The following is a 16,759-nucleotide window of genomic DNA, read 5'->3' on the forward strand; positions in this document are numbered from 1 at the left end:
TTCTGGTGATCAAGATGGCAAGAGCCGTGTAACGGGAGACTGTTACGCACGGTTCTGTGGGAGCCCGGGGGTGAAATTCCCCCGGGCGACCCAACCGCGTCTGCCGTCGGTGAAGCCCTGAACTCCTGGCTGGAATTCCTCGCTGCGCGCCTGCGCTGCCGCTTCGCGGATGTGCTGCGATCCCTGGGGCTGCCGACCCGGGATGTGGCCATGGCGAAACCCATGCTGCCCCGGTGGGCTGTACACGCCAGCGCCGAAGAGATCACCGGGATCGCTGTCGTATCGGGTGTCGCCGAGGAGGTACTTGCGGCGATGACGCTTCGACGGTTCGACGGACACGCGGTGGTGATCCAGCCGGAGCAGCGGCGAATGGGCCGACGGGAGAAGGGGGACACACAATGACCATCACGGACCTCACCTCGACCAACCTGGACAGTGCGATCACCAAGGCGGACACCGACCTCACCCGCACCGACACCAAGGCCGGGCTGCTGCTCACGCTGGACGGCCTCCTGGCCGCGGCGCTGAGTCTCAGCGGCACCGACCTCCACGGCCTGGCCAGGGTCCTCGCTGTGGTCGGCGCCGCCGCGGTGATCGGCTCCGTCGTCCTCTCGCTGCTGGTCATCCGCCCCCGCCTCGCGGGCAAGCGCCTCAACGACCGGGCCTCGTATGCCTATTTCGCGACCGCCGCCCCGGACACGATCGCGGACGCCCTGGCGTCGGACCGGCGCCCCGCCGCCCGCCTCCAGGCCCTGAGCCGGATCGCGCTCGGCAAGATGCGGGCCCTCGTCTGGGCCGGTGACGTCACCCTGGTCGCGGTCATCGCCATCGCCGCCGCGATCCTCACCCGCTGACCCGCCCTCACCCTCATCCGGCGGGCGCCCGAGCGCCGGCGCCCGCCCCGAGCACCCAGGAGACCCACCATGTGGCAGACCCTCATCGCCGTACTCGGCACCCTCGCCGGAGTCGGGATCACCAGCACCTACCAGCGCCGCGCCGCCCGCACCGCCCGCGCCGAGGACCGCCGGACGGAGGCACTGACCGCCGTGACGGCCCTGGCCGCCGCGCTGGCCGACCACCGCCGGGCCATGTAGATGCGGGAGTCCACCAGGCTGGGCGGCGGGGACTGGACCGCCGCCCGCGCCGAGTCCCACGCCACCCGCTCCGCGCTCACCGCCCCGCTGCTGCGAGTCCAGCTCCTGATGCCGACCGTGGCCAGCGCCGCGCAGGAGGCCGCAGCCGCCGCGTACGCCATGCGGGGCGCCGACGACCTGACGCATCTGGCCGGGCGCCGCGAAACCGCCATCGCGGCCGGTGACACCCTGGTCGCCGCCGCCGCGCGCTGCCTCGCTGCCTGACCCGCCCTCACCCAGGGATCCCGCCCCGCACCGACGCAGTTGCCGGAGTTGAGTAGACGTCCACTCAACTCCGGCAACTGCTGCATTTTGGCCTGGTCGGCCGGGGGTTGCGCCGTTAACCCCCGCCGGGGCTAGCCTCCGGTCACGCTGCCTGCGTCCACTGGTCCGCGATCGGTCGTAGCTGCCGTACGGTCCGGCTCCGGCGCTGCCGCCATGTCACGGCGGACACCCCGGCCTGCTCCGCGTTCTCCCGCGCCCCGGCCCGGGACTCGTCCGCGATCACCCGTGCCCGCACCACATCGAGCAGGCCGGCGGTCACGGCCCACACCAGCAGCTCGACCAGCTCGCCCCGCGCACCGTCCACAGCCTCGCCGCCCCGTACTAGCCCGGCCTCGGCGGCCTGCCGCCCGAGGGCCGTCTGCCAGGCCGTCTCTGCCGGATCGTCCGCCGTCGGCTCGCCGGGCACGATCTCGGATTCGAGGACGGGGTGCCATGGCATCGCGTCCGGCTCGGCCTCCGTCTTCAGCTCACGGCTCGCCAGATGCAGCGTCTCCAGGAGCAGTGTTGCCGCGACCCCGCCCCTCCGCCACAGCGGAAACCGGCGCACGACCTGGTAGAGGCACGAGACGACGACCTGCCCGGTCTCGTCGAAATCCCGGCCGGCCCGCAGTAGCCGCTGCGTCATCCGTACCGCCCCGGGCAGCATCGCCTGCACCACCACCCGCGCCGCCAACTGCGCCCCGGCCCCCTCACCGGCCGCCCGCTCCAGGAGCACCCGCATCCACCGGTCACCGTGCACACGCCCCCGCGCCCGGTCCCGGCACTCCAGCTCCGCCAGGAGCTCCGCCAGGCCGTGCGCCTCGGCGAGTACCCCGCCCCCGCTCAGCCAGCCCAGCACCATCTCGGCGCGCTCGGATTCGGCGCAGACCAGCGCCCATTCGGCATCCAGCGATTCAAAAACACGTGTTCCCGTCACGACAGCTCCCCGTTCGGTGAGGCCGTGAACTCTCCTCAGCGCCCCTGCCCCAAAAGCTGACCCAACTCCCCGAATGCGCAGGTCAGAAGGTTGCCCAAAAGCTGACCCACGGTGTACCCCGCGCCTTGCGCTGCCCCGCGGCGAGGATCGGATCGGCCGGTCCCGGGCAAGCGGAAATCCCCCGCGCTCCCATCAGGGGAGGGGCAAGCCGTACACGCCCCTACCGTCGCTTGCGTGACTAACCCCGTCGTCCCCGAAAGTACGGACCGCACCCCGGCGCCGCCCGCCTGCTGTCCGCCACCACTGACCCAATTGCTGACCCACACCGCGAAGTCGCAGTTCAGGGCCTCATGAATGGGCGCCCTGCAACGGCAGAGCTGAGCCCGTCAGCCGGTACCCCGCGCGCCTGCGCTGACCCGCGGCGAGGACCGGGCAGGGGGTGCCGGCTGCTGCAACACGACAGCGGGGCCGAACGTTTCGCGGATTGCAGCGCAGATCATGCGTGCCAACAAGGGGCGGCGATAGCAGTTCTGTGGGGCCCATTCAATACCTGGCGAAAACAAAGATGCAGGTCAGCGCCATTGAATGAGCGCCCCGAAATCCGAAGAGTTAAGCCCGCCATCCGGGGCTTGCGCCGCTAACCCCCGTCCCGGTCATCGTGCTGCCACCACCCCGCGACGCCCGCCGTCAAGCGCTCGCGAATCCGCCTCAGCCGCCCTGAGAACAGGGCCGGATCGGATTTTCGCGAGAACTGGATCGGCCGGCCGTCAGCGCGGACTGTGGCCACCGCGCTCACCCGGAGCGCACCTACTCAAGGAGAGATTCCGTGTCCTCGCTCGCCCTGCTGATCGTGCTCGCCGTGGTCCTCACCCTGGTCGTGGTCGTCGTCATCGTCCTGACGATGGGCGGCCTCGCCTACGTCACCCACCGCCACCCGTCCCTCGGAACGCCGTTGACGGTCGCCATCGGCGGCGCCGGCCTCCTGATCGCCGCACTTGCCGCCGGCGCCGCCATCGTCGCCGTCGTCCTCGCCACCCGATGACGCCGCGCACCGCCCGTTCCCGGGCCGGGCCGGCGGCCACCGGGCACCCGCTCCGGGCCCCGCCCGGCACGCCCTCGCCGGGCGCGGCCGGTAGCCTGGCGTCAGACGGACCGACAGTGAAGTTGACGGCCGTCACCTTCGAGCGAGCACGGCGGGCTCCGGACGGCGGTGCTGAGCAGCACCGCCACGTCGCCGCTTCTCTTCCCCGCGGCCGGTTGCCCAACAGGTTGCCCTACCAGTTGCCCTACCGGTTGCTTTACCGGTTGCTCAACAGGTTGCTCAACAGGTTGCGAATGTTTTCGTCCCAGACGCCGCTGCGTCGCAGGTCACCGCCCGTGGGTCAGCACCGCCCCAGGGCCGACACCTCTCTCTGCAGGAGAGAGGTCCCTCTTCTCATTCACCCTCCCCCCGGGCAAGGGCCGTGAAGATCGTGATGGTGCGGCTGCGCCGCGTTACGGTGAGCGCCGACTGATCAACGCACGGGGGTGGCCTGGATGGTGACGATGACTCGAACGAGGCGCACGGCGGCTCTGTACGGCGCTGTGACGCTCGTTCTCGCCCTGGCTGGATGCGGGGGCGGGGGAGACGACGAGAAGTCGTCGGCGGGCGCTACAGCCGCCCCAGCGCCTGTCACCTCGTCGACGGCTCCGGCCGACCCGGACGCGGCGGAGAAGGCGGCGGTGCTCGCGGCGTACAGCTCGATGTCGGCGGAGCAGGCGAAGGCGTACGGCAAGGCCGATGCCAAGGGCACTCAGTTGGAGAAGTACGCCACCCTCGACGCGCTGGGGCAGATCCGCAACGACCTGGCCCGGATGAAGGCGGCCGGGACGGTCGTGCGCGGCGGGATCGGACACGACCCGAAAGTGACCGCACTCGACACGACTACCAAGACGCCGAAGGCGACGCTCACGGACTGCGTGGACCTGTCGTCGTACGAGACGTACGACACCAAGGCCAAGAAGGTGATCCCGCTGCCTACGGAGCAGCCGCTCAGGTACGTCATGACGGTGACGGCGGAGAAGTGGCCCAATGGGTGGATGGTGACGGCGATCAACCCGTCGGGCGGACCGACATGTTGAGGCGCGCAATGGTGACCGCGGTGACCCTGGTGGGAGTTCTCGCGCCCGCCGCGCATGCCGACGGCGGCGGCTCCGGAGTCGGTACCCCCGGCTGCAAGGGCGCGACCCTGTTCGTCAAGGTGTGCGCCGAAGACCGCCACAGCACGCCCTCGGGCGGCGGCCACGGCGCGAAGGCGACACCCGCCGGCACCTCTGGCAGCGGCTCGAAGCCCCACTGCGAGTACACCAAACTCGACCCGCCGCCCCCGCCGGAGAACCTGGCGTGGGACGGCAAATCGCCCAAGGACGGCTCGGTCTACCAAGTGAACTGCGCGGACACAGGCCGGGTCGGCGTGGTGTTCGTACCCAACGGCGCCGCCGGCCCGGCCGCGCCCACGATTGATCCCGAGCTGGTGGCGCGCCGCGCGGTCGACTCCATGCGGTTGGTGGGTCCGAAGGTGGCGAGTCCGCGTGCGGCCGGGCGGTACGTGGTCGGGATGCCGATGTGGATGTGGGTGACACCGTCGCCTACGACGTACGGACCGGCCACGGCGACAGCGACGGCGGGCGGCGTCACGGTCACCGCCACCGCGAAGGTGGCCGCGATCCGGTGGGACATGGGCGACGGCACCACCGTCACCTGCCATGGCCCCGGCACCCCGTACACCCCGGACAAAGGAAAGGCGCTCTCCCCGGACTGCGGACACCGCTACCAGCGGACCTCCAGCGACGAACCGGATAAGCGCTTCAAGGGGACCGCGATCGCGACGTGGACCGTGACCTGGACGGCGCCGGCCCTCGGTGACGGCGGCGAGTTCACCGAGACCCGGCAGACCGCGTTCGGCGTGCGGGTCGGTGAGGTCCAGGTGCTCAACACCGGCTGACCGGGCCCGTTCGGCGTGGTAAGTGGCCGTGGTAAGCCGGTGGTAAGTGGTCACACCGCCCGTCACATCCGCCCCGGTCCGTGTGACGTCACACGCTCTGACCTGGAGATATCTGCCACAGGAGCGGGGTCGGCCGGTTGGTCACACGCGTCACACGAGCACCGCCCGGCCACGGCTGGGGGTTGGTCATCGGTCACGCCTGCGATCGTGTGGGACAAACCCCGCCTTCCCGGGCCTGGCCTTGGTGCACGATGGAGGCATGGGCGAGCATGGCGGGGACCGGGGCGAGGCCGCCGAACCGGTCCGGCCGGTCGGGCGGCTGCTGGACGTGGCACAGGCCCGGGAGGTGACGGCCGGGCTGCGTGAGGCGATGGACGACGTCCGGCGTACGGTCGCGGTGCTCGCGGCCCGGGTTCGCGACGCGCACGCAGCCCGCGTCTGGATCCCTCTCGGGTTCGTCTCGTGGGAGTCGTACTGCACGAAGGAGTTCGGCATCAGCCGCGCTCAGGCGTACCGGCTCCTCGATGTCGCCCGCGCCCTGGACGCCATCCAGACCGCCGTTGTGAGGTTCGGGGAAGGGAGCCTGGGGTGTTCGGGTTTCCTCGCCATTGATGCGGGATCGCTTTTGTGCTGGTCATTGGCCGTGCCGACTGGTTGATCTTGGTGGCGGCGATCCGGATTCGGTGGTGGTGATCCCGGACCGGCGGGTGGCGTGTTCGTCGAATCTCCTTTGTGGAGAGCTCTATAGCGCGTGTGTGCCCGAGCCGGGAGTGGATCGAGTGGGTGTCACTCGTCTTGGGGGAGGTCTCGGGCTGCCTCTCAGTGCGTGAGCTCTAGCGTCACTCCTGGCGCGCCTTTCGCGGGCGTTACGTGAACTGCCCTGTGTGGGGCGGTTGTTGACCGCCCGGAGGCTGACACTGTGATCACTGCTTGGTTACCGGTTCGCTCTGTGTGTGCATGCCAGCTCCGGTGACGGCGGACGGCGACGCCCCTGGGGCCGTGGATGACGGCCTGGGGCGGCATCGGGATGAGTTGCGGCCTGCGGCGGTGGCTCAGCTGTTGCGGCTGCGGGCCGCGGGGGAGCTGACGACGGCGCATGTACGGCTGGTCGCTGACGCGGTGGGTGTGCACAAGAGGACGGTGTGGACCTGGCTGGCACGCGCCGAGGAGACCGGCAGTGCGGAGAAGCCGGAACGCACACGGTTTCGGATCACCGAGGAGGTCATCGAGGTCCTCGCTGACTATCAGGGCAACGTGAAGCGTGCTCACGAGCGCCTGGTCGAGGTGGCGGTGGCGGCGGGGCGCAAGCCGCCGGGGCTGACGACGCTGCACGATGCGATCGCCCGGGATCTCGATCCGGGTTTCATGGCGGGCCTACGGGAGGGGATCCCGGCGGCCCGGGGGTTCGACCCGTGTTTTCAGCGGCCGGCGGTGGCCCGAAACGAGGTGTGGGAGGGCGACCACAAACAGGCCGAGACCGTGGTGATGATGCCGGACAAGAAGCCGTCGAGGGTGTGGGTGACGTGGTTCGAGGACCGCGGTACCGGCTATGTGATGGGCTGGGCGGTCACCGCTGGCTCCGCGCACCGGGGTTCGGTCCTGGCGGCCGTACGCGCCTCCGTACTGCGCGAGGCTCCGTACGGTCCGCCGGGCGGGCTGCCGCGCCTGGTGCGGGTCGACGGCGGCGCGGATTTTCTGTCCAAGACAGTGCTGCGCGCCTTCGGGCTCCTCGGTGTGCCCGTGCACCGCGTGCGCAGCGCCCGTCACAAGGGCGGCGTGGAACGCCTGAACCTGACGAGCATGACGCGTTTCTTCGCCGACCTGCCCCGCTACACGAAAGCACCCCGGCTCGATCACCGTTGCCGCCTCGGCGAGACGGACCCGCCGCTGACCTTCGAGGCGTTCGTCGGCCTGCTGGGCGAGTGGGTCCACAAGCACAACACCCAGCACGTCATCAAGCGCACCGGTATGACGCCGCTTGAGGCCTGGCAGGCTGACCCCGCCGAGATCCGGCCCGAGCCGAGTGCGTCCGAGCTGCGCGCCCTGATGCTGGAGAGCGACAACAAGGTCCACAAGATCACCAGTCACGGGGTCGAGTTCGCGGGCCGCGCCTATATGCCCGAGAACGGGGTGGGCCGGATCGGGCTCGAGGTGCGGGTGCGGTGGATGCCGCACCACAGCCACGAGATCGACCTGTACACCTTCCGCGGCAACCGCTACCTGGGACGGGCCTTCCTCAGCAACGAGGCCAGCGAGGAACTGCGCGCCAAGGTCCTGAGCGAGCGCGCCGAGCACAGCAGGGTGCTGCGTCAGGCTCTGCAACGCTCCGCGGAGCGCAAGCGGGAACGCCACCTGCCGTCCACAGAGCCCGAACTGCCGGTCCGTGCCCTGCGGATGACCGAGCAGGAGGCCCGTGCCGAACTCGAAGGCACTACCCCGCCCGCCGCGCCCCGCCGCCGAGAGCAGCCGTACCGGCCCCTGACTCCTATCCCGGCTGCGTGGAAACGCCCCGGCCAAGACCCCACCAGCACCGCGCCCACCGACACCGCATCCAAGAACACCGAGGACGACATCTCGTGACAACTGCCCCCAAGCGCAAGCACATTGGCCAGCGCCGCCAGTCCGCCGCCCCGCCGAGCGAGACATCCAGGCGCCGCCCCGATCTGCGCCCGCAGCACTTCCTCGGTCTCAAGGACTCCACTCTGGTGGCCACGGACACCCTGCTGCAGATCAAGGACACCGTCATCGACACGGTCGAGTCGCGGGCCATGTCCGTGCTCTACGGCGACCCCGGGCTCGGCAAGAGCTTCTCCACCCGCGCCACGATCCAGGAGATGAACCCGGACCTGATCCTCCCCTTGGACTTCGCCCGTTCCCGCCCGGGGCCGAAGGACCTGCGCGAGGAGCTGTTCCACCAGATGCGGCTCAACTGCAAGATGCCCGGCACACCGACCGCGTTCGACAAACTGCTGCGCGAGAGCCTGCCGCGCCGCCCGTATGTGATCGTGTGCGATGAGGCGCAGCAGTACCGGCGGGAAAAGTGTGGGGCGCGGGGTTGTTCGTAAGGCGGGAGTTGCCTTTCTCCAGCCGCCTCGTTGATGTCTTCGGTGGCACGCCTGTTGTTCAGGCGTTGCCTTAATCGAAGAGTCGTTGACGTGATGGCGGTGGAGTGTGGGGGAGAAGCCTCTTCTTCGGCTGGTTCAGGGCGGGCTGACCAGCCTCGTCCCTGATGCCGGTCGGGTACCGGACGTGTGGGTGTTCCAGGCCGGCTGCGTCCAGGCGTTCGCCGCGACGTGGATGGTGCGGGGGTTCGCCCCGACGACGATCGGCGCCTACACCTCCTTGCTTCCACGGGTGCTGGCCCACTTCGACCGCCCGGTGTGGCAGATCGAGCCGGCCCATGTGGACGCGATGCTCCACACTCTGCTGCTCGCGGGCCGAACTGCGGGAACCAGACGCCGTTACCTGGACATGCTGCGCGCGTTCCACACGTTCGTGCGCCTGCGCTACGCCGCCGAGATCCGCGCCCTGTACGGCACCACCGTGGGTGATCCGCTGGACCGCTTCAACCGGCTGCGCCATGTCTGGGACGAGCCTTCCCGCCGGCTGCCGCCCACGGCCGAGCGCCTGACGGCCTTCTTCGCTCACGCACGCGCCCGCCTGACCGTCACATCCGACTACCCGGCCGCGGCACGGGACTACGCGCTGTGGCGCACCCTGTACCACTCCGCGCCGCGGCTGAGTGAAGCACTCCGCCTCGAACTGTACGACGTCCACCCCGAACTGGGTCCGTCCGGCAAGCTCCATGTGCGGTTCGGCAAGGCGGCCAACGCCTCGGGACCACGCCCGAGATGGGCCCCGATGCTGGACGGCCTGGACCAGATCCTTGCTTGGTACCAGAGCGACATCCGCCCCCTGTTCCCCGATACCACCGCGCTGTTCTGCGACGCCCACGGCCAGCCGCTGAAGCCGGAGACCGTACGCGACCGCCTCTCCCGCCACCTGGACACCGAAGCAAGACCCGGGGGCGATCGGTTCACCCCGCACGACCTGCGCCGCGCCTGCGCAACCCATCACTACGAACAGGGCATGGACCTGCTCACCGTCCAGCAACTGCTCGGACACCACCACATCGCCTCCACCATGGCCTACGTCCGGCCCTGCCTCACCTTCGTCGAGGACGCCTGGCGCCGCGCCACGCTCACCGCCATCACCGGCCTGGCCGGCTGACCCCCGGAGCCCCCGTGACCACACCCCCTCTCCACGCCGTGGAAACCCCCGCCCCGCCACCCGAGGTGGAATGGAAGCTGCGCATCGCCGCTGCACAGCGCGGCATCTGGACAGGCACGCAGCTGCGCCGCCTCCTGGCCGAGCGGGCCGGTCTCGAGCTGTCCGCCGCCTCGGTCTCCGCGCTGTTCACCAAGCAGCCTTCCCAGGTGAAGCTCTCCACCCTGGCCGCCCTGTGTGCCGCCCTCGACTGCACCCCCGGCGACCTGCTGACCCTGCAAGAATCCACCGCACCCTCAACCCCTCCGCCGCGCCCCGCCCCCGATCCGGCCCGGCAGCCTTCGCAGCAACAGCCCGTACCCCGCCACCGATCTCTCCCGCCGCTGTGACCGCCCCCAAGACGACCGCGATCCCACCCGCGCCCGCCACTGCAGTGCCCCGGACGGCCAAGGACACCTGCTCGGTCTGCCACCGCCTGCGCCGGCTGTGCCCCGACACTGGCCGCTGCGCCTGGTGCTCACGAACCTGCGCCCTGTGCGGCGCTCCACGACGATCCTCCCAGGACCTGTGCGCGGTATGCCGACACCGCTCGGCAGGCCGACCGGCACGGGGCCCGTGCCAGCACTGCGGGCGTCGACGCACCCTCGACGCGGCGACTCGGCGGTGCCGGGCCTGTACCGATCCCACCACCGCACCGCCCCCGGCATGCTGCGAACGCTGTGGCACCAGCGGCCAGTGGGCCAAGGGCCTGTGCAAACGCTGCTACGAGCACTCACCGCACACCGTCATCACCCGCGCGACCGGCTGGGCCGAGCGCATGCCCGCCGCACCACCCTGGTGGAGCGACTTCGCCGCACACCTCGCCGATCACCGCCACCCCATCTACGCGGCAGACGTCGTCGCCACCACCGCACGCCTGATCATCGCGACCACGACCGGTGATCCCGGCACGCTGCTCGCCCACGCCCACAGCAACGCCCCCGAACTCGTGGGGGCACTCACCGACTTCTTCCGCACCCGCGGCCACCTCGCCCCGCCACCAGACCTCGCCGACCGGCGCGCAGCAACCCGCCGTACCCGCCGCATCGAGGCCATCCCCGCCCCACTGCGTCCCCAGGCCGACGCCTTCGCCGACTTCCTGCTGCTCCAGCGCGAGCAAGCCCGCCAACTCGGACTACACCCCAATCAACTGAAGACCATCGAGATCCGCCTGGACACCATCCGTGACCTGGCCCTCCACCTCCACCCCGAGGGACATACGAGCTGGGCGAGCATCACCACCACCGACCTGGAATCCTTCCTCACCCTGGCCCCGGACCGCCGCGCCTCCCGCCTCGCAGGGCTGCGTCAGTTCTTCGCCTACGCCCACCGCTCCAAGAGCATCCTCCACAACCCCACCGAGCCGATAACTGCCGTACAACAGAGGGGATTTCACGGACCCACCCTCACCGCAGGCAGGCAGCGCGCCCTGTACGAACGGTGGACCACCAACTACGACATCCACCCGCACGAAGCCTTCATCGGCCTCGCCGCCCTCCTGCACGCAGCAACCATCACCGAGCTGCGCCAGCTCACCGACGCCGGCATCGCCCCCGACCGCCACAGCGTCCGGTTCCCCGGCAGATCAGTGCACCTCCCATTGGACAGTGCGACCTGGACGGCGCTGCAACGCTGCCAGGAGCACCGGAGCCGACTCGGTACGGACAACCCCCACCTGCTTGTTACCCGGCTCACCCGAACAGACCACGGACCGGCTGGCGCCGCCCACATCCGCGACAGCCTCGCTCCCGTCGGCCTCCTGCCGCGCATCCTGCGCTCCACACGTCTGCTCGCTCTCGCAGACGAACTCGATGCCAAGATCCTCACTGTCTCCTTGGGGATGTCCTACGCAGGAGTCGCCCACTATCGGCCCTCCCCGAAGCTCACCAGGCCCCTGTGATGGATCACCAGGCCCAGGCACTGTCCCGGCCAGGGGAGCGACCTCACCAGCGCATGCCGAGTGCATTGAGGTCCGCACGCCGCTGCTCGGGGAGCTTCGCGGCCCGTCGCCGTACGTTGTCGAGCCACATGCCGAGCTTGACCACCACGGCCCGTCAGCGCCGCCCTGACGGCCCGACAGCGCGTCCTCCGCCTCCAAGTGCTCGGGCGTGCTTGCGGGGCACCCGCAGATGCCCCTCGCGGGCGTGGAACTGCCGCGCCGCCGCAGTCAGGATCAGGAGGAGACAGTTTCAAGGCGATAGGAGAGCCGGAAGTCTTCCCCTCCGTAGATGGACTGATATGTGAATTCCACCGCGAGCCGATTGACGATCAGATCCCACATGTCCCCGTGCTGCCCATCGTCGTAGTGGTCCACAGACAGAAGGGACCGGGAACTGCCAGCAGGCAGGATCCAAGGCCGGCGGTTCATCTCCGTCACGCGCACGGTCTCCCGTAACTCGCTACGGAGCAATTCCATCGACTCCCAGTCCCACTGCCCCACATGAACCCCGTCCAGCCACACCTTTGAATGAGTGACGAAAGCAGGACCCAACCCATGGTTGTGCAGGCTCATCCCGGTCATGTCACGGACACGACGCTGATTACAGATCTGAAGGACCGGCAGTACCGAGTGACGGTTGTGCTTTCGGACAGCTCGCCCTTGCTGGACCGAGACAGCGAATGAAGCAGAAGCAATAGCTGTGGCACAGATGGCGGTGACAGTGTTTGCATCCATAGCGGCATCCCTCCTGGCTTGGAGGACGAATACGCACATGGGCACGGTTGCAACGACGGTCATCTCGGCCAGCGCCCCGATCTCCTGCGCCAGCTCCTGAGGTATTCCCTGCGCAGCCGTGAGAGGGGCCGGGATCCCCATCGAATCCCGGCCCCACCACGCGTCTGAACCCTGGCCGTCTACCAGCGCATGCCGAGCTGATCGAGGTCGGTCCGGCGCTGCTCGGGGAGTTTCGCGGCGCGTTTGCGTACGTTGTCGAGCCACGTGCCGAGCTTGACCACTACAGCCCCGTCAGTGCCGTCCTGACGGCCTGTCGGGCCGTCTTCCGTCTCCATCTGCTCGATGTGCTTCCGGGGCACTCGCAGGTGTCCTTCGCGGGCGTGGAATTGCCGTGCTGCCGCGAGGTTGGCCGCCCACTTGGTGTCCTGCGTCTGCTTCACCGGCCTTTCATTGCCCCCGGCCGCCTGGAGCCCGAGGGTGTTCTCCAGGATCCACTGCTGTGCGGGCAGGAGCTGTTCCCACCCGAACCGCTGCGCGGTGACCCACCGTCCGAGGTCTTCGCCCTGGACGACGACGTCGCCCGCAGCCTCCGGGAGCGTCCCGCCGGCCCGGACATGGTTCTGGACGAGCCGGTTGCAGCGCTGCCACCAGGTGTCCCACGCAGGGCACCACCCCGGATCGATCGCATCCAGCTCGTCCTGCCGCGCCTCGGTCATCGCCCCGGCCGCCGAGGGCACGGGACGGCCGGCCGCACGCAGCTCCTCGTTCTCCCGCGCCCTACGGGCCGCAGCCCTCGCGTTCTTCGCCCACACACCGATCGGATGCCCCTCCCAGACTGCGGTGGTCGGCGGGAGGAAGTGGCCGTGCACTGCGGCGTATTCCTTGGCGACGGAGATCCCGTCCGCCCAGGCCGCTTCCTGCTCGGACCACACCATCCCGAGCTTTTCGAGCTCGGTGACCCGCCCGGCGTCCAGTGTTCCGGCCGTGTAGGCGCGGCGCTGGTCGGTGTGCGTTCTCGTTCATGGTGAAGCTGTGTTATCGGCCTGACCTGTGTAGATGCAGGTAGCTGAGAGACGCTGAGGCGGACGTTCAATAGCGCTTGACCTGCAAGGCGGCAACTTGGTTGAGAAGGCTGCATCTAGAGTGAGGATCCCGGGCTGGGCGGAGGTTGATCCGGACTGGCTGCGCTCGGAGGTGTCCGCGGCGGCCGGCGAGCGGCGCGGACTGAGCGCTCGCGGGGAGGGCGGGGGCGTGGCCGGCCGCCACACGCCCGGCCACGCCCCCGCCCCCGCGGCGGACCCTCGGGACCGGTGGCCGCGCCGACGAACTGGGTGGGCACGTACTTGCCGAGATCCCCGCCCGTGTACGCGAGGATCCCGATCCGGCCGTTTACCAGCGCATCCCGAGCTGATCGAGGTCCGCCCGGCGTTGCTCGGGGAGCTTCCCAGAGCGTTTGCGGACGTTGTCGAGCCACGTCCCTAGCCTGACCACCACGGGCCCGTCAGCGCCGCCCTGACGGCCCGACAGCGCGTCCTCCACCGCCAGGTGCTCGGCGTGCTTGCGGGGCACCCGCAGGTGCCCTTCACGGGCGTGGAACTGCCGTGCTGCTGCCAGGTTGGCCGCCCACTTCGCATCCTGCGTCTGCTTCACCGGCCGCTCGTCCTCCTCGGCCGGTGTGATCTTGAGGGTGTTCTCCAGGATCCACTGCTGTACAGGCACAAGCTGGTCCCACCCCAACCGCTGCGCCGTGACCCAGCGTCCGAGGTCCTCGCTCTGGACGACGATGTCGCCCGCGGCCGCCGGGAGGGGTCCGCCGGCCCGGACGTGGTTCTGGACCAGGCGCAGGCAGCGCTGCCACCCGGTGTCCCAGGCAGGGCACCACCCCGGATCGATCGCGTCCAGCTCGTCCCGCCGCGCCTGGGTCATCGCCCCGGCCGCCGACGGCACGGGACGCCCGGCCGCGCGGAGCTTCTCGTTCTCAGCGGCCCGACGGGCCGCCGCGCGGGCGTTCTTGGCCCAGACCCCGATCGGGTAGTCCGCCCACACCGCACCGGTCGGGGGCAGGAAATGGCCGTGGGCAGCAGCGTAGAGCCGGGCCGCGGCCACCCCGTCCGCCCAGGCCGCATCCCGCTCGGCCCAGACCATCCCCAATGCCTCCAACTCCACGAGACGCTCCGCCCCCAGGGTGCCGTCGGTGTAGTAGCGCCGCTGGTCGGCAAGCCACCGCCCCAGCGGGTACCCGCCCACCCCACCCCAGTCCTCCGTGTCCGGCGTGACGTACGCGTACGGCACCCGCAGCGCGGTGTTCCCGCTCTCGCGCAGCCACCTCGTGGCAGCCTCGACCCCGCGCCGCCAGTACGCCCCTTCCGGGTCGATGACCCGCAGCCGCACGAACCGCGCCAGGACCGCCGGGTCGCGCTCCTCGCTGAACCGCAGCACCCCGGCCGCCCCCTCACCCACCCGCGCCCGCGCCGGGGCGCCGCCCTCCAGGACGTCCCCGCCGTCGTCCAGGACATCCTCGTCGTCGTGGTCGCCGTCGTGGCCGTCGGTGTTCTTCCGGCCGCTGCGGGCCCGTGAGTCGGTCAGCGCCTCGATGATGTCCGTGTCATGTGCCCGCAGGGCCCCGAGGACCTTCGCGAGGGTGGTGTAGGCGTCCGAGGTCAGCATTTCATCAGCGTCCTCGCCCGGCCCGAGGAATACCGGCACGACCAGAGTCGCGAGTTTCCCGCGTCCGGGACGGGTCCGCAGGGCACGCCCGACCATTTGCACGATGTCGACCATCGACCCCCGCGCGTCCGAGAAAAGCACCGCATCACACTCCGCCGTATCCACCCCTTCCCCAAGCACTTTCACGGAACTGAGCACCCGCAATGCGGCGCGTTTATCAGACGCCCCGCCAAGAAAAAGCGAAGCGAATTCGGCCAGTGTCCGGCGGCGGTGGGTGGGGGAGTGGTCCGCGTAGAGCCAGTCCGCCCACACCCGGTCCGCGCCCGGGTACGTCTGCGGGTCGTCCTCGGCCAGGGCGGCCGCCACGGCCGGCACCCCGGCCGCCATCGCCTCCGCGTCCTCCACCCGGGAATGGAAGCTCAGCACCCGCCCGAAACGCTCCTTGGCCGCCGCGTGCATCAAACCGGTCTGGACCGCCGCCAGCCGGGCCCCACGCGCCGCCCGCGACCCGGCCCCCTCCTCCACAAGTGCGGCATGCAGCCCCGGATCACGAATGTCCAGACACACCACCTGATACGGCGCAACAATCCCCCGCCGCACGGCCTCACTGAGCGACAGCGCGTAAGCCACAGGACCGAACACATCGCTGTCGGGGTCCATGCTCGCGACCAGCCGCGGCGCCCCGCCATCCCGGGCCTCCCACACCCTCGGCGTCGCCGTCATATACAACCGCCGCACCGCCGGAATCCTCGCCTGATCGTGCACGGCCGCCCACGGCTTCGCCGCATCACCACTCGTCCGGTGCGCCTCATCGACCACCATCAGGTCCCACTGTGCAAGGCCGGCCTCGTGAGCCCGCTGAAGCACCCCCCGGCCGACCGAGGCGTACGTCGCGACCACCGTCACCACGTCCAGACCCCTCACCAGCTCGACCAGTTCACCGGCATCGGTGGTGCACGGAATCCCGTCGGACTCCTCCGCCGGCAGCCTGCACACCCCGACCATCGCCCCACCCCGACCCGCCCGCCGCCACGCCCCGGCCATCTGCGTCAGCAGGTCCAGCGTCGGGACCAGGACCAGCACACGCTTCGCGGCGAGCCGATTCGCGACCTCCGCCCCGATCCGCGTCTTCCCGGACCCGGTAGCGGCGATGACCTGGGTCCGCAGCCCCCCAGAAGGCACACCGCCGGCCGGGACCGACAGACGCCGCAGCGCCGCATCCACGGCCTCGATCTGGTGCGGGTCCAGGCCGCCGTCCGAAGCGGACCCGGGCTGATTCACCTGTGCCATACCGTTTAATTCCTCCTTGAGCTATCCGGCGAACACCTGGTGCGATGTCAGCCCAGCGAATATCGGCCCCCCAGAATGACGCGCCCTCAGAAGAGCTTTCATACCGGATTCAGCAGACCGATTTAGAAGTGTCTCCGGCTGCTCTTTCCGACTGCTCTCAAAGGAGGCGCCACGCGGGGGATGTGGTGCATCGTCACCACAGAACCTATCCTGCCAACACGGGTGACGCATGCAAAGTTCGGAAGTGTTCGACAGTGACCGGATCCGACCAGATGCCACCCCCTCACGCCCGCGAGAAGCAGTGACTACCCGTCACCGCACATCCGACCGAGCCAACCCCCACCTAGCCAGCCGCCCGCGCAGCGGGCTTTCGAGCAGGCGCGGAGCGGCTGATCGCGATCCGCCCTGACGGATCGTCATGGTCGGCGCTCCGCGCCGACCATGACCCTGGGTCACGGAGTGACCCAGCAACCCGGAGCGCGAAGCGCTCCGGGAAAGTGCCGCGTAGCGGCACCGCGTCGCGTCTGCGGAGCAGACCGCGCGC

At 69.9% G+C, this 16,759-nt stretch carries 17 protein-coding genes; 13 read left to right on the forward strand and 4 right to left on the reverse strand.

The annotated features are described in order from the left end of the window. Nucleotides 1–210: 210 nt before the first annotated feature. The 4 genes from ACGFU7_RS45025 (at nt 211) to ACGFU7_RS45040 (ending at nt 1,358) form a co-directional block, all read left to right on the forward strand. Entirely contained in the window at nt 211–402 is a 192-nt protein-coding gene (locus ACGFU7_RS45025; RefSeq protein ID WP_393704314.1) for a hypothetical protein, read from the forward strand. Beyond that, on the forward strand, nt 399–854 hold the full coding sequence (locus ACGFU7_RS45030; protein WP_393704316.1) for a Pycsar system effector family protein: 456 nt from the start codon (nt 399–401) through the stop codon (nt 852–854). The genes ACGFU7_RS45025 and ACGFU7_RS45030 overlap by 4 nt, the downstream gene beginning before the upstream one ends. Nucleotides 855–923: 69 nt before the next feature. Next, nucleotides 924–1,094 (forward strand): hypothetical protein, encoded by a 171-nt coding sequence (locus ACGFU7_RS45035; protein ID WP_393704318.1) that lies wholly within the window; start codon nt 924–926, stop codon nt 1,092–1,094. Beyond that, the gene (locus ACGFU7_RS45040) at nt 1,095–1,358 is read left to right on the forward strand and encodes a hypothetical protein (protein ID WP_393704320.1); all 264 of its coding nucleotides are present in this window, start codon (nt 1,095–1,097) and stop codon (nt 1,356–1,358) included. Between the two features lie 142 nt (nt 1,359–1,500). Here ACGFU7_RS45040 and ACGFU7_RS45045 read toward each other — a convergent pair whose 3' ends face one another. After that, nucleotides 1,501–2,334 carry a hypothetical protein gene (locus ACGFU7_RS45045; RefSeq protein WP_393704322.1) on the reverse strand — a complete coding sequence of 278 codons (834 nt, stop codon included), beginning with the start codon at nt 2,332–2,334 and terminating at the stop codon, nt 1,501–1,503. Between the two features lie 826 nt (nt 2,335–3,160). Here ACGFU7_RS45045 and ACGFU7_RS45050 point away from each other — a divergent pair. The 9 genes from ACGFU7_RS45050 to ACGFU7_RS45090 all read left to right on the forward strand — a co-directional run bounded on the left by ACGFU7_RS45050 (nt 3,161) and on the right by ACGFU7_RS45090 (nt 11,484). Beyond that, nucleotides 3,161–3,376, forward strand: coding sequence for a hypothetical protein (locus ACGFU7_RS45050; protein WP_393704324.1), 216 nt, complete (start codon nt 3,161–3,163; stop codon nt 3,374–3,376). Between the two features lie 503 nt (nt 3,377–3,879). After that, nucleotides 3,880–4,455 (forward strand): hypothetical protein, encoded by a 576-nt coding sequence (locus ACGFU7_RS45055; RefSeq protein ID WP_393704326.1) that lies wholly within the window; start codon nt 3,880–3,882, stop codon nt 4,453–4,455. After that, the gene (locus tag ACGFU7_RS45060) at nt 4,449–5,318 is read left to right on the forward strand and encodes an ATP/GTP-binding protein (protein WP_393704328.1); all 870 of its coding nucleotides are present in this window, start codon (nt 4,449–4,451) and stop codon (nt 5,316–5,318) included. The genes ACGFU7_RS45055 and ACGFU7_RS45060 overlap by 7 nt, the downstream gene beginning before the upstream one ends. A gap of 259 nt (nt 5,319–5,577) precedes the next feature. Then, a complete protein-coding gene (locus tag ACGFU7_RS45065; protein WP_393704330.1) occupies nt 5,578–5,976 on the forward strand; it encodes a hypothetical protein in 399 nt (132 codons plus the stop codon). Nucleotides 5,977–6,365: 389 nt separating this feature from the next. Then, the gene (locus tag ACGFU7_RS45070; RefSeq protein ID WP_393704331.1) at nt 6,366–7,898 is read left to right on the forward strand and encodes a Mu transposase C-terminal domain-containing protein; all 1,533 of its coding nucleotides are present in this window, start codon (nt 6,366–6,368) and stop codon (nt 7,896–7,898) included. Then, entirely contained in the window at nt 7,895–8,383 is a 489-nt protein-coding gene (locus tag ACGFU7_RS45075) for an AAA family ATPase (RefSeq protein WP_393704333.1), read from the forward strand. Before ACGFU7_RS45070 ends, ACGFU7_RS45075 begins: the two co-directional genes overlap by 4 nt. A 184-nt stretch (nt 8,384–8,567) precedes the next feature. Then, a complete protein-coding gene (locus ACGFU7_RS45080) occupies nt 8,568–9,548 on the forward strand; it encodes a tyrosine-type recombinase/integrase (protein ID WP_393704335.1) in 981 nt (326 codons plus the stop codon). 14 nt (nt 9,549–9,562) lie between these two features. Continuing rightward, entirely contained in the window at nt 9,563–9,934 is a 372-nt protein-coding gene (locus tag ACGFU7_RS45085) for a helix-turn-helix transcriptional regulator (RefSeq protein WP_331750635.1), read from the forward strand. Nucleotides 9,935–10,362: 428 nt separating this feature from the next. Beyond that, on the forward strand, nt 10,363–11,484 hold the full coding sequence (locus ACGFU7_RS45090; RefSeq protein ID WP_393704337.1) for a hypothetical protein: 1,122 nt from the start codon (nt 10,363–10,365) through the stop codon (nt 11,482–11,484). Nucleotides 11,485–11,757: 273 nt separating this feature from the next. Here ACGFU7_RS45090 and ACGFU7_RS45095 read toward each other — a convergent pair whose 3' ends face one another. From ACGFU7_RS45095 to ACGFU7_RS45105, 3 genes are all read right to left on the reverse strand, one after another. Continuing rightward, nucleotides 11,758–12,258, reverse strand: a complete 501-nt coding sequence (locus ACGFU7_RS45095) for a hypothetical protein (protein WP_393704339.1) — start codon at nt 12,256–12,258, stop codon at nt 11,758–11,760. Between the two features lie 179 nt (nt 12,259–12,437). Beyond that, entirely contained in the window at nt 12,438–13,193 is a 756-nt protein-coding gene (locus ACGFU7_RS45100) for a helicase associated domain-containing protein (protein WP_393704341.1), read from the reverse strand. A 454-nt stretch (nt 13,194–13,647) separates the two neighbouring features. Further along, nucleotides 13,648–16,215 carry a Helicase associated domain protein gene (locus tag ACGFU7_RS45105; RefSeq protein WP_393704343.1) on the reverse strand — a complete coding sequence of 856 codons (2,568 nt, stop codon included), beginning with the start codon at nt 16,213–16,215 and terminating at the stop codon, nt 13,648–13,650. Nucleotides 16,216–16,759 lie beyond the last annotated feature (544 nt).

It is taken from the genome of Streptomyces sp. NPDC048473 (assembly GCF_043200155.1).
Lineage (GTDB): Bacteria > Actinomycetota > Actinomycetes > Streptomycetales > Streptomycetaceae > Streptomyces.